Source organism: Agrobacterium larrymoorei (assembly GCF_037722385.1).
GTDB classification, from domain to species: Bacteria; Pseudomonadota; Alphaproteobacteria; order Rhizobiales; family Rhizobiaceae; genus Agrobacterium; species Agrobacterium larrymoorei_C.
The window spans coordinates 216,482-229,131 of sequence record NZ_JBBKAQ010000006.1; the positions used below are offsets into that span (position 1 = coordinate 216,482).

At 57.5% G+C, this 12,650-nt stretch carries 12 protein-coding genes; all 12 read left to right on the plus strand.

From position 1 onward, the window contains the following. Positions 1-696 precede the first annotated feature (696 nt). Entirely contained in the window at positions 697-1,389 is a 693-nt protein-coding gene (locus WKI41_RS10715) for a glutathione S-transferase family protein (RefSeq protein WP_340193462.1), read from the plus strand. Between the two features lie 82 nt (positions 1,390-1,471). Next, on the plus strand, positions 1,472-2,608 hold the full coding sequence (gene queG / locus WKI41_RS10720) for a tRNA epoxyqueuosine(34) reductase QueG (RefSeq protein ID WP_340193463.1): 1,137 nt from the start codon (positions 1,472-1,474) through the stop codon (positions 2,606-2,608). Further along, positions 2,609-3,487, plus strand: coding sequence for an SDR family oxidoreductase (locus WKI41_RS10725; protein WP_340193464.1), 879 nt, complete (start codon positions 2,609-2,611; stop codon positions 3,485-3,487). It abuts the gene before it with no gap. A gap of 380 nt (positions 3,488-3,867) precedes the next feature. After that, positions 3,868-4,236, plus strand: coding sequence for a septal ring lytic transglycosylase RlpA family protein (locus WKI41_RS10730; RefSeq protein WP_340193465.1), 369 nt, complete (start codon positions 3,868-3,870; stop codon positions 4,234-4,236). A gap of 158 nt (positions 4,237-4,394) precedes the next feature. Beyond that, positions 4,395-5,684 (plus strand): RsmB/NOP family class I SAM-dependent RNA methyltransferase, encoded by a 1,290-nt coding sequence (locus WKI41_RS10735; RefSeq protein ID WP_340193466.1) that lies wholly within the window; start codon positions 4,395-4,397, stop codon positions 5,682-5,684. A gap of 155 nt (positions 5,685-5,839) precedes the next feature. Further along, entirely contained in the window at positions 5,840-7,117 is a 1,278-nt protein-coding gene (locus WKI41_RS10740) for an imelysin family protein (protein WP_340193467.1), read from the plus strand. A gap of 96 nt (positions 7,118-7,213) precedes the next feature. Further along, positions 7,214-8,734 carry a di-heme oxidoredictase family protein gene (locus WKI41_RS10745; protein ID WP_340193468.1) on the plus strand — a complete coding sequence of 507 codons (1,521 nt, stop codon included), beginning with the start codon at positions 7,214-7,216 and terminating at the stop codon, positions 8,732-8,734. Continuing rightward, positions 8,734-9,855: an imelysin family protein gene (locus WKI41_RS10750; protein ID WP_425341015.1), complete on the plus strand. Its 1,122-nt coding sequence runs from the start codon at positions 8,734-8,736 to the stop codon at positions 9,853-9,855. Before WKI41_RS10745 ends, WKI41_RS10750 begins: the two co-directional genes overlap by 1 nt. 1 nt (position 9,856) lies before the next feature. After that, complete coding sequence (locus WKI41_RS10755) at positions 9,857-10,948, plus strand: DUF1513 domain-containing protein (protein ID WP_340193470.1); 1,092 nt, start codon at positions 9,857-9,859, stop codon at positions 10,946-10,948. Positions 10,949-10,998: 50 nt separating this feature from the next. Continuing rightward, entirely contained in the window at positions 10,999-11,454 is a 456-nt protein-coding gene (locus tag WKI41_RS10760; protein WP_340193471.1) for a TspO/MBR family protein, read from the plus strand. A gap of 106 nt (positions 11,455-11,560) precedes the next feature. Next, on the plus strand, positions 11,561-12,019 hold the full coding sequence (locus WKI41_RS10765; RefSeq protein WP_340193472.1) for a hotdog fold thioesterase: 459 nt from the start codon (positions 11,561-11,563) through the stop codon (positions 12,017-12,019). Further along, the gene (locus WKI41_RS10770) at positions 12,009-12,647 is read left to right on the plus strand and encodes a 5'-methylthioadenosine/S-adenosylhomocysteine nucleosidase (protein WP_340193473.1); all 639 of its coding nucleotides are present in this window, start codon (positions 12,009-12,011) and stop codon (positions 12,645-12,647) included. The genes WKI41_RS10765 and WKI41_RS10770 overlap by 11 nt, the downstream gene beginning before the upstream one ends. Positions 12,648-12,650: the final 3 nt, after the last annotated feature.

Genomic DNA, 12,650 nt, shown 5'->3' on the forward strand with positions numbered 1-12,650 from the left:
AAGACCAATCCGACTGCGTGGCAGTGCGCGCGGTTTTTTCCAAAGTGCGCTGCAACCAAAAATAAGCCTGACCGTTATGACGTGAACGAGCGTCCGGCGTTTCATTCGCCGCTTCGTTCAAGGGGTGGGAATGTCGCGGAAACGCGTGGGGAATGCCGCAAGCGTGGCGCCAGGGCAACGGTGGAAAAGTCTTCACATTAACCCGGTGTTCAGCAACGTCAGTTATTGGTAAACGCCACAATCACGACACATCCTCCATCGAACAACCAAGCAGCGGCGTGACCGCTCGTGTTTTAATTTTGAAAGGCAATGAGAAATGGGCAGGTCTATCGCACTGTTTTTTGCGTGTGCGGCGTTGGTTGTTCTGGCAGGTTCGTTTATGGCTCCGGGTACGGTTGCCGCGGGCAAGACCGGTTGCTCTCCTGCTTACGGGGTTGACCCATGCGCAACGAGCTCCATCTCCGCCCAGTGAAATCGATGGCCCTGGTGGCCGTTGCGTGAAAAGGCTTAGGCGCCCGGACGGAAATCCAGGGCGCTTTTTTATTGAGCCGCGCGCAGCCAGGGGGCAATGGTTGGTGCAGCGCAGCATTAAAGCTTCGTTAAAATTGCTTCGACTATTATTTCGGGCCGAAGTCGCACTTTGAGCTTTTTTCCACCACAGACAGACAACCGCAGAAACACGAACGCTGAGCGCAAATGCCAACTCTTTATCACTCCTCCATGTCGACAGCATCACGGTTCGTCCGGCTGATCCTCGCCGAATATGGCTTCCAGGTCGATCTCGTCGAGGAACAGCCCTGGGAGAAGAGGCGGGAGTTCTTGGCACTCAATCCAGCCGGCACATTGCCCGTTTATCTCGATGACAATATGCGCTCGCTCTGTGGGCCTTATGTCCTTGCGGAGTTTCTCGATGAGGCCCATGGCGTATTGAAGCGCGACCGGCGACTGTTGGCGGAAGAACCGTTTCAACGCGCTGAAATCCGCCGTCTCACCGAATGGTTCCTGCAGAAGATGGAAAACGATGTCACCAAGCCTTTGGTGCGCGAGCGCGTTTACAAGCTGCAGATGACGGCAGCCCAGGGCGGCGGCCCACCGGATTCCAAACTTTTGCGCACTGCGCGCTCGAACATTCGCCAGCATATGAAATACCTCGAATGGCTGGCCGGTTCGCGCACATGGATTGCTGGCGATCGCTTGAGCTATGCCGATCTCGCGGCCGCAGCATCAGTCTCCATTCTCGACTATCTCGGTGAGATCAACTGGCTGGAAGCACCAATCGCCAAGGAATGGTACCAGCGGGTAAAGTCGCGCCCGTCCTTCCGGCCGCTACTGGCAGAACGCGTGCCGCGTCTTGCGCCCTCCTCCCATTACGCCGATCTCGATTTCTAATCCTGTCGCGACACATTATATATAGCGTTAAAGTCGGCACAGTGCCGACAGGCGTCCCAGGAGAGAAGCTATCGACACGGTCTTGCAGAAGCAGGAGCTGCGCGCCCGCAAGCTGACGGACTTCGTTCGCGCAGAAGCGATCAGCCTCGGCTTCGACCTCTGTCGGATCACCTCGCCGGACGCTATTCCGCAGGCGCCGGACCGACTGCGAGAATTTCTCGACAGCGGCTTCCACGGCACCATGGGCTGGATGGCGGAAACTGAGGAGCGGCGGGCCTCGCCTAAAACCCTGTGGGGCGATGTGCGCTCGATTGTCATGTTTGGCCTGAATTACGGACCGGATGAAGACCCGCGCGCCATCCTTGAGCAACCGGACAAGACGGCAATCTCCGTTTACGCCCGAAATCGTGACTATCACGATGTGATCAAGGGACGGCTGAAGGAAATCGCAACACGCTTTGCGTCGCGTGCCGGAGAAGACGTGAAAGTCTTCGTCGATACCGCTCCGGTCATGGAAAAGCCGCTGGCTGCCGCTGCCGGTCTTGGTTGGCAAGGCAAGCACACCAATCTTGTCAGCCGATCCTTCGGCTCGTGGCTTTTCCTCGGCAGCATGTTCACCACAGCCGAACTCTGTCTCGATGAGCCTGAGAAGGATCATTGCGGCTCCTGTCGCGCCTGTCTGGACGCCTGCCCGACCAACGCGTTCCCAGCGCCCTACAAGCTCGATGCGCGGCGATGCATCTCCTATCTGACGATCGAGCATAAGGGATCGATACCGCACAAATTCAGGCCGATGATCGCCAACCGCATCTATGGTTGCGATGACTGTCTGGCAGCGTGCCCCTGGAACAAGTTTGCCGTCAGCGCCTCGGAAATGAAGTTGCAGGCCCGAGAGGATCTCAAGGAGCCTTCCATCAACTTTCTCCTTGGGCTCGACGACGCGGCCTTCAGAAGCTTCTTCAGCGGATCACCGGTCAAGCGAATTGGCCGCAATCGCTTTATCCGTAATGTCCTGATCGCTGCCGGCAACTCGAAAGATCAGCGCTTCGTTGAACAGTGCAAAGGCTTGACGGTGGATACATCGCCAGAAGTGCGCGGCATGGCGGTCTGGGCCCTGTCGCAGTTGATGGACAGGCAAAGCTTCCATGCTTACGCTGCAACGCACACGACCGACGACGATTCGGACGTGCAGGAAGAATGGCGTATCGCAGGAGCCTAGATGTCGCAGCTGATGATTTTCGGTGCCGGTTACTCTGGCAAGGCGATCGCTAAAAGTCTTCGGGGCAGTATGGAGCGGATTTGCGGAACGACGCGGAGCGCAGAACAGGCCGAAAAGCTGCAGACGCTCGACATTACTCCTTTCATCTTCGATGGCGAGACGCTTAGCGACGAATTGCGGTCCGAGCTTGCGACCATCACCCATCTCGTCCAATCCATTGCTCCCGGCAAAACGGGCGATCCGCTCCTGCGCCTCCGCGGTGGGGATCTCAGATCGCTCATGCCGCAGCTGAAATGGACCGCCTATCTCTCCACCGTCGGGGTTTACGGCAATCACGACGGAGCCTGGGTAGATGAGGAAACGCCGTGCAAGCCCGTATCCGCCCGCTCGCTGGAGCGCGTTGAGGCCGAACAGGCTTGGACCAAAGCGGCGAGCGATGCGTCGGTGCCTCTGTGCATCTTGCGTCTATCGGGCATTTATGGACCGGGTCGCAACGGTTTCATGAACCTGGAAAAGGGAACCGCAAGACGCCTGATCAAGCAGGATCAGGTCTTCAACCGCATTCGCGTCGAGGATATCGGAGGGGTGAGCGGTTTTCTTGTCTCGCATAACGCCAGCGGCATTTTTAACGTGACGGATGACGAGCCGGCACCGCCACAGGATGTGGTGACATTCGCTGCAGGACTCATGGCGATAGAGCCTCCGCCGGAACAATCCTTCGAAACTGTGGACCTCAGCCCCATGGCGCGGTCTTTCTATGGAGAGAATAAAAGGGTGTCGAACGGGAAGCTCCGCGACATGGGCTTCTCGTTTCACTACCCCAACTACCGCACATCGTTGCGCCAATTATGGGAAAGCGGCACCTGGAAAGATGAATGAACGTTCATCTTGTTAGGGTGAAAAATCCTTCCACGCTGCCTTTTCAGGATGTTTATCATCGTCAAATTTCTCTTTAACCTTTTATTAATGTGCAAATTTAGGGGAATTTTTCAGCTTTTAGAAAATTATTTCACCCGCATTTTGTGAACCGGTGACTCGAACGCCCTTGCAGCGACCCCTCCAAGCTTGCGGTTTGATTCTAAACAAATTTCTTAGAAACCATAGACGGCTATCTAAAATCCCCCGTCGCGTCATCGATCACAAATATTACAGCCTGTAACAGTTCGTGATTGGAAGAAGGCAAGTTTTTGCCATTTTTCCCCGGCCCTACACTCCTCGCAATTCATTCGGCGCGGGGCCGAGTATCAGGGAAGCACAGTTTGACGACTATCCGACGCATGACTATCGCGGCAGCAACTATTGCCGCCTGCTGTTTTATCGCTCCTCTTCAAGCCAATGCCGGTAATGGTTGCGGCGGCGCATCTTGGTATGCTCTAACCTCCAAGACTGCTTCCGGCGAGAGGATGAACCCTTCCAATCTGACTGCAGCCCATCGCTCCTTGCGCTTCGGCACCAAAGTCAAGGTGACCAACGCACGCAACGGCAAAGCCGTGGTCGTTCGCATCAATGACCGTGGCCCCTTCATCAAGGGTCGTGTTCTGGACTTGTCAAAGGCTGCAGCCAAGAACCTCGGCATGGTCAGCTCCGGCACCGCCAAGGTTTGCTACGAAGTCGTTGCCGCCAAGTAAGTCTTGTTTTGCCGCATGCCGTTTCGCTAGATCGTTCAGATGTTTGACGCGAACCATGCATTGATTTCCGAACAGCTCTTTCGGGAATTCCAGCCTAAGCCTTGCCCTCGCCGCCATTCGCGTCTACCAACCGGGCAATCACGGAAATGAGGTAGACAATGCGTTTGGGCGGGCGTTTGGCCGGAGCAATCGAAGTGTTGGCAGATATCGAGGCGCGCAGACGCCCCGTCGCCGACGCACTGAAAGACTGGGGACTGACGCATCGTTTCGCTGGTTCCGGCGACAGGGCCGCCATCGGCAATATCGTCTACGATGCTCTTCGCATGAAATTGTCCCACGCGTGGTTGATGGACGACGACAGCGCCACCGCGCTTGGATATGCCGTCATGCTGCGGCAATGGGGCAAGACGCCGGAGCAACTGACGCAAGAGTTCGAGGGCGATAAGTTTGCACCTGCGCCACTTTCCGAAGATACAATCAACGCATTGACCAGCCGCTCCTTGGCGGATGCACCACTGCACATCCAGGGCGATATTCCCGACTGGGTTCAGCCATCGCTTGAAGCGGCATTTGGAGACGACTGGCTTCGCCAGGCGACAGCACTGAACGAACGCCCCACGCTCGATCTTCGTGCCAACACGCTGAAGGCAAGCCGCGACAAGGTGCTCAAGGCGCTGGAAGAGACCGGCGCAGTCGCAACCCGCATCGCGCGCCAAGGTATACGCATTCCAGCGGGCGAAGGTCCATCCCGTCTGCCCAACGTCACAGCAGAGCTGTCCTTCCAGAAAGGCTGGTTTGAGGTGCAGGATGAGGGCTCACAGATCGTCGCCGATCTCGCTGGCGCCTCGGAAAGTGAACAGATCCTTGATTATTGTGCCGGCGGGGGCGGTAAGACCCTCGCCATGGCGGCGTCCATGAACAACAAGGGCCAGGTCCACGCCTTTGACGCCGACCGCAAACGACTGGCACCTATCATCGAGCGTCTGAAGCGTGCTGGCACGCGAAACGTCCAGGTGCATGATAGACCCGCCGGATTGAATGCCTTCCACGAAAAATTCGATCGCGTTCTCGTGGACGCCCCTTGTACAGGCACCGGCACGTGGCGCAGACGTCCCGATACGAAATGGCGTCTCACGCAACGCAATCTTGAAGAGCGCGTCGGTCAGCAAGCAGAAGCGCTGGATCAGGCAAAGACCTTCGTGCGCCCGGGCGGAGAACTGCTCTATGTGACCTGCTCGGTTCTACCGGAAGAGAACGAACGTCAGGTTCGTCGCTTCTGCACCGAAAACCCGGAATTCTCCATCACGTCAGCGCTCGACCGGTGGACAAAGATCTTCGGATCGGCAGCGGCCACGCCTCACTCCGCAGATGGTGAAACGGTCACTCTGACGCCAGCGACGACGGATACGGATGGCTTCTTTTTCTGCGCCATGACCCGAAAGGCATAGAAAGCATTTCTCATATGAACGACACTACCGGCGATAAGATCGCCGGTAGTTCGTTTGTTGGAAATCTTCTAAACTAGAATATTTGACACCAGTTTACGATTGGTTCAGAACTCGCCTTCACAGCCTCGTTATCGCAGTGCTGGACAGGAGAGAGCATGTTCCGCAAAACCATTCTGAGCGCCAGCATGGCGTTTCTTGCAGCTTCGTCGGCCTTTACTGCCACTCCCTCACGGGCGGCGACCGATCCTGGAGCCGTCGTCAAGCATTATGCAGAACTGGCGCAGGCGAAATATCAGGATTCGTTGACCACAGCTCAAGCGCTGGACAAGGCGATCGACGCGCTGATCGCAACGCCGAGCGAAGCGACGCTGAAGGCTGCCCGCGAAGCCTGGATCAAGGCCCGCGTTCCCTATCAGCAGTCTGAAGTTTATCGCTTCGGCAACCCGATCGTTGATGAGTGGGAAGGCAAGGTCAATGCATGGCCGTTGGACGAAGGCCTTATCGATTATGTCGATAGTTCTTATGGCACGGAAAGCGATGAGAACGAGCTTTACACCGCCAACATTATCGCCAACAAGAAGCTTACGGTTGGTGGCGAAGTCGTCGATGCATCGAAGATCACGCCTGAGCTAATTAGAAGCCTGGCGGAAGCCGGTGAAGTGGAAGCCAACGTCACCACGGGCTACCATGCGATCGAGTTTCTGCTGTGGGGCCAGGACCTGAACGGCACCGGCCCGGGTGCAGGCAACCGCCCCTACACCGACTATGATACAAAGAATTGCACCGGCGGCAATTGCGACCGCCGCGCCGATTATCTGAAAGCTGCTTCCACCCTGCTCGTCTCTGACCTGAAAGAAATGGCCGCGAACTGGGCGCCGGATGGCGAGGCGACGAAGAACGTCGAAGCCGATCCGAAGAAAGGCTTGACCGCGATCCTGACCGGCATGGGCTCGCTATCCTATGGCGAGCTTGCCGGCGAGCGCATGAAGCTTGGCCTGCTGCTGCACGATCCAGAAGAAGAGCATGATTGCTTCTCCGACAACACATACAACTCGCACCTCAACGACGCGATTGGTATCGCTTCGGCCTATACTGGCGAGTACACGCGCGTCGATGGCACCAAGATGACCGGACCTTCGCTGTCCGAACTTGTTGCCGCCAGCGACAAAAAGCTGGACGACGAGATGAAGGCGAAGCTCAACAAGACGCTCGACGCCATGCACGCCATGGAAAAGCGCGCTCAAACCGTTGAAGCCTACGACCAGATGATCGGCGAAGGCAACAAGGAAGGTAACGCCGTGGTGCAGGCGGCCATCGACGGGCTTCTCGACCAGACCAAGACGGTCGAGCGCGTCATTGCCGCTCTCGATCTCGGCAAGATCGAGCTTGAGGGCTCCCAGAGCCTCGACAATCCGAACGCCGTCTTCAAGTAAGATAGCTCGATCCGGAGATTGGATGAGGCCGTCCTTCAGGCGGCTTCATCAGTTCATTTTCATTTCCTCCAAGCCGGATCATCGTGAGCCGAGCACATGAAGCGCACTGATCTCGTTCGGCTCGTCACGCCCACCCTCGCCCTTCTCGTGTGCGGCCTGCCGTCATTGGCTGCCGATACGGCACGCCGTGACATTTCCGAAAGCGATCTCGCGCGCGTTCGCGCCGTCACACAACCGACGACCGATTTCTCCAAGGCTGAACCTTTCGAGGTCATGTCCGCCGGTGCTACGACAACAAGGGTCGCGACGGGTAACACGTCTTTTTCCCAACCATCCGCCAACATCGACTTGGAACAGGGTCAGAATTTCAAACTCGGCCACGCGCTTTTTCAAAAGCTATGGGTCTCCGCACCCTCGTCGACACAGGCCTCCGATGGTTTGGGGCCGCTCTATAATGCCCGCTCCTGTCAGACCTGCCACGTCAATGACGGACGGGGTCGCCCGCCACGTGAGGGCGAGGATGCAGTCTCGATGATCGCCCGTCTTGCTCGCCCTGGACGCACGCCTGAGGAGAATAAGCTTCTCCAGGATCATCGTGTCCTCAATTTTCCTGACGTGACGTACGGCGCGCAACTGCAAAACCTTGCCGTGCCGGGTTTGCAGGGGGAAGGAAGACTGAGCGTTTCTTATGAAGAGCGGAAGGTCACGCTTGGCGACGGAGAAATCATATCCCTGCGCACGCCGACCTATCGTGTCGACGGCTTGGTGGCTGGACCTCTTGGAGCCACGACGTCGATATCACCCCGCATTGCGCAGCCGACACTTGGCCTGGGCTTGATCGAAGCGATCGCTCAGGAAGACATTCTCGCTAACGCCGATCCTGATGATAAAAACGGCGATGGGATTTCCGGCAAGCCTGCCTTTGTTCGCGATCCTCGTTCAGGCGAGCTTTTGCCCGGTCGTTTCGGCTGGAAAGCCCAGAATGCCACGGTGCGGGATCAGGCTGCGATGGCCTTTTCACATGATCTCGGCATATCGACACCTGATGCCCCGAATGCCTACGGGGACTGCACGGAGAGGCAGACGGACTGTCTTGCCATGCCAACTGGCGTACAAAAACGGTTGGGCGACACCGAAGCGCCTTCCCCTGTCCTCGATCTCGTGACGTTCTATACCGAAAATCTGAGCGTTCCTGCCCGACGCAATGTCGATGCCCCCGATGTTCTGCGCGGTAAGCAGATGTTCTACGACAGCGGTTGTGCCGCCTGTCACACGCCCAAATTCGTGACCCAAAGGAATGCGAGCGATCCGCTTCACTCCTTTCAGCTGATCTGGCCCTACTCGGATTTTCTCCTGCATGATATGGGCGACGGTCTGGCCGACGGGCAGCAGGTTGGCGATGCAACAGGTCGAGAATGGCGCACGCCGCCACTTTGGGGTATTGGCCTCACAGGCGCCGTGAATCGCAACGAATTCTACCTGCATGACGGGCGGGCGCGTAGCCTGACCGAAGCCATTCTTTGGCACGGGGGTGAGGCGCAAAAGGCACGTAACATGTTCGCCACTTCGCAAAAATCCGACCGGCAGGCATTGCTGACATTTCTGGAGTCTCTTTGATGGACATTTCGATGCGGAAACTTCTCGCCATCCTGCCGCTGACAATCTTTCTCGGGTTCAACGCAACCAAGGCCCAGGATGTGGAGCTGATGCCACCGCCGCCACTCGACCCTGTTAAGGTTCGCACCACGATGGAAAAGGCCGTCGACGGCTTCATTCGCCCCGGCTACCAGGCCTTCCGAGACAACGCCCGTCTGCTGGAGGGCAAGATGCAGGAATTGTGTGCCGATCCATCTGACGACAAGATAAAGGACGCCAGACAGAGCTTTGCAGATACGGTGGATGCTTGGTCGCATATCGAAATTGTCCGTGTCGGTCCGGTCATCGAGCAGAACCGCTTCGAGCGTATCCTCTACTATCCAGATAAAAAGGGTTTGGGCTTGAAGCAGGTCCAGCGCTATCTCGCGGACAAGGACGAGAGCGTCACGACGGCAGAAGGCTTGAAGAGCAAGAGCGTTGCGGCTCAGGGTCTCGGCGCTCTCGAATTCGTGCTCTACGGCACTGGCGCCGAGGCTTTGACCGGCCAGAAGAATGACTTCCGCTGCCGCTACGGCGCGGCGATCGCCGGCAATCTTGCCAATATCGGAGAGGAACTGACAACGAGCTGGACGGCACCGGATGGGACAGCAAAGAGCTGGAAAGAGCCTGGGCCGAACAACCCCGTCTTCCGCGATGAGCGCGAGGCGCTGGTTGCGATGCTCGGTATTCTCGTTCACGCCTCAGAGGCGATCCGCGACCACCGGATCGAGACCTTCTACAAGGGACCAGACAATGTGAAGTTTCCGCGCACCGCTATCTACTGGCGCTCGGGTCTTACATGGAAGAGCATCGGCGACAATATCGCTGCCGTTCAGGACCTGCTCCACACGGCAAAGATGGGCGATCTCCTGCCGCCGGATCAGCGGTCGATCATCGGCTCTATCGACTTCATCGCCAAGTCCATGGTGAGAATCTCCGGCACAATAAATCCCGATGTCGAAAAAGCCCTTGCCGACGACAAGGAGCGCGCCAAGGTCGATTACCTTTTGCTGAACGGCAAGGATCTGATCTACCGCATCAACGACCAATATGGTGGCGCTATTGGTCTAAGCTCCGGCTTCTCCTTCTCGGACGGAGACTGACGTGAGCAAGGATCGGCGGCTCCTGATTGATCGGCGCAGCTTCATCAAGGCGGCGGGGGCGCCTTTTCTGGCCTCGCTTGCGCCGAGTTCGCTCTTCGCTCTGGAGCGCACGGACGCCGTTTTCGCCTCCGCCTTTCGCGGTCGCGACGGCGGCTATGGCGTGGCCACCTTGAGTGAGGCAGGCGAGATCATCGACAAGATCGCATTGCCTGCACGCGCGCACGGGATGGCTTCCAGTGGGGCCACGGGCATGACGGTCGCTTTTGCCCGCAGGCCCGGAACATTCTTTGTCGCGTTCGATCCGCATGGCCGCAAAGCGCCTGTCGTCATGAACACACCGGAAGGCCGACACTTCTACGGTCACGGACAGTTTTCGCCGGATGGCACGATCCTATATGCCAGCGAAAACGACTTCGACGGCAATCGCGGAGTGATCGGTCTTTACGACGCCCGCAACGGATTTCATCGTATCGGTGAATACGACGCCTATGGGATCGGCACTCATGACATGACGGTGAGCGCAGACGGCTCGATGATCGTAATTGCCAATGGCGGTATCGAAACCCACCCGGATTTCGGCCGTACCAAACTCAATATCGATCGCATGGAACCTTCGCTGGTGCTTCTCGATGCTACGAGCGGCAGCCTCATCCAGAAACACACACTTCCTGAAAAACTAAAGCAGCTTTCTACCCGCCATGTCGATCTCGGCAACGACGGCCGCATCTGGTTTGCATGTCAGTATGAAGGCCGGCGCAATGACCTGCCGCCACTCGCTGGCTATTTCTCCAAGGGCAACGACCTGAACTTCGTTGAGCTTCCCGATGAAACGACCACCCGTTTGGCCAATTACGTCGGCGCCATCGCCGTCAACCGCGAGGCGGGACTGGTCGGACTGACGTCTCCCAACGGCGATGCCTTCGTGACGCTGAACGAAACAGACGGTGCAGTTCTCTCGCAATTGACATTGAGAGAAGCGGCGGGCGTTGCCGCATCACAACGCGGCGTCATTGCGTCCTCCTATGATGGGGAGTTTGCGGGCAAAACGAGTGCGGTTTCATGGGATCAGCATATTGCGCGGATCTCACGATAATTTGCTGAGATTACGCGGGAACCAAAGCTCTTCCTCACCATTCATCCGGCATGAAGCACGCGCTCGTCGTCTATCTCGTTTTCATCGTTGTGGTTGTTACCTGTGGCGCGTTGATTGGCATCAACAACGTCCCGGGCGACTGGTACCAGTCGCTCAATAAGCCGCCGTTCAATCCACCCAATTGGATTTTTGGTCCGGTCTGGACAACGCTCTACGTGATGATCGCCATCGCGGGTGCACGCACATGGTTGCAAAGTCGCATGGGCGGACGCATGCAGCTTTGGGGCAGCCAGATGCTCCTGAACTTCCTCTGGTCGCCGATGTTCTTCGGCATGCAGAGCCCGGCAGCGGGCCTGATCATTATCATTCCGATGCTGGTCTGCATCATGGCCTTCATCATCATGACCTCCAGCCGTGATCGCCTGTCCATGTGGCTGTTTGTGCCTTACGCGGCCTGGGTCTCGTTTGCCACTCTCCTCAACGCCAGCATCCTATATCTGAACTGACCCGCTCCTGCGGCTGAACATGTGTCTCTAGGTGCCGACCGAGCGACCTTGTCTTGCGCGTGCGCCGACGCCATGCCATTTTTGAATGAAAATGAGAGGCAGGGGAATGGCATTCACCGATCCTGGCGATTTTCGCCAGCGCATTGAAAAGAGCTTTGCACGCCAAGGTGTCGTCCAGGCGATCAAGGCGGAGCTCTCGCGCATCGAGCACAGGCTGGTCGAAATCGAACTGCCATTTCACCCGAAGCTCACCCAGCAGCATGGCATTTTGCATGCGGGCGTCATTGCAGCAGCGCTGGACACCGCCTGCACCTACGCCGCCTACACCATCGTCGAGCCTGAAGCGTCTCTGTTGACGATCGAGTTCAAGGTCAATCTGATGTCTCCAGGGCGTGGCGAACGCTTCCTGTTTCGTGGCGAAATCACCAAGCCCGGGAGCAACATCATCGTTGCCGATGGACGCGCCTATGCGATCTCCGATGGGCCTGCCAAGCTGATTGCCTCGATGACCGGAACGATGATGATTCTAAAGGGTCGGGAAGGGTTCAACGAAAATGAGCTATGAACTGGTCGAGATCGAAGGCAAGCGCCTTCTCTTTGTTATGGCCGCCGATGCCGAATACGGGTCTCATCTCAAAGCCCGCTTCAAGCCACTGATGACCGGCGTTGGCCCGGTTGAGGCTGCGGTCTCTATGACCGCGGCACTGAGCGACCTCAACGGCCAGGCACGCCTGCCGCATCTCGTCGTTTCGCTTGGCTCCGCCGGTTCTCGCACGCTCGAGCAAGCGGAAATCTACCAGGCCGCCAGCGTCTCTTATCGCGACATGGATGCCTCCGCCTTCGGCTTCGAAAGGGGGCGCACACCTTTTCTCGATTTGCCGGCGGAAGTGGCATTGCCCTTCGAGATACCCGATATCTCGAAGGCGCGCGTGTCCACCGGTGCCAATGTCGTGTCCGGAACTGCGTATGAGGCCATCGATGCTGATCTGGTGGAGATGGAAACCTTTGCAATTCTGCGCGCATGCCAGCGCTTTAATGTGCCACTCATCGGGCTGCGCGGCATCTCCGACGGCAAAGCGGATGTTCACCATATTGATGACTGGACCGAGTATCTGCACGTCATCGACGAGAAGCTTGCAGCGGCCGTCGATAGGCTGCAGGACGCGATAAAGGCAGGAGCGATCGCACTCTGACGC

What these genes read in the sequence shown, in the direction of transcription:
- WKI41_RS10715 (WP_340193462.1), top strand. Translation starts at nt 697, where the DNA reads ATGCCAACTCTTTATCACTCCTCCATGTCGACAGCATCACGGTTCGTC.
- WKI41_RS10725 (WP_340193464.1), top strand. Translation starts at nt 2,609, where the DNA reads ATGTCGCAGCTGATGATTTTCGGTGCCGGTTACTCTGGCAAGGCGATC.
- WKI41_RS10735 (WP_340193466.1), top strand. Translation starts at nt 4,395, where the DNA reads ATGCGTTTGGGCGGGCGTTTGGCCGGAGCAATCGAAGTGTTGGCAGAT.
- WKI41_RS10740 (WP_340193467.1), top strand. Translation starts at nt 5,840, where the DNA reads ATGTTCCGCAAAACCATTCTGAGCGCCAGCATGGCGTTTCTTGCAGCT.
- WKI41_RS10745 (WP_340193468.1), top strand. Translation starts at nt 7,214, where the DNA reads ATGAAGCGCACTGATCTCGTTCGGCTCGTCACGCCCACCCTCGCCCTT.
- WKI41_RS10750 (WP_425341015.1), top strand. Translation starts at nt 8,734, where the DNA reads ATGGACATTTCGATGCGGAAACTTCTCGCCATCCTGCCGCTGACAATC.
- WKI41_RS10760 (WP_340193471.1), top strand. Translation starts at nt 10,999, where the DNA reads ATGAAGCACGCGCTCGTCGTCTATCTCGTTTTCATCGTTGTGGTTGTT.
- WKI41_RS10765 (WP_340193472.1), top strand. Translation starts at nt 11,561, where the DNA reads ATGGCATTCACCGATCCTGGCGATTTTCGCCAGCGCATTGAAAAGAGC.
- WKI41_RS10770 (WP_340193473.1), top strand. Translation starts at nt 12,009, where the DNA reads ATGAGCTATGAACTGGTCGAGATCGAAGGCAAGCGCCTTCTCTTTGTT.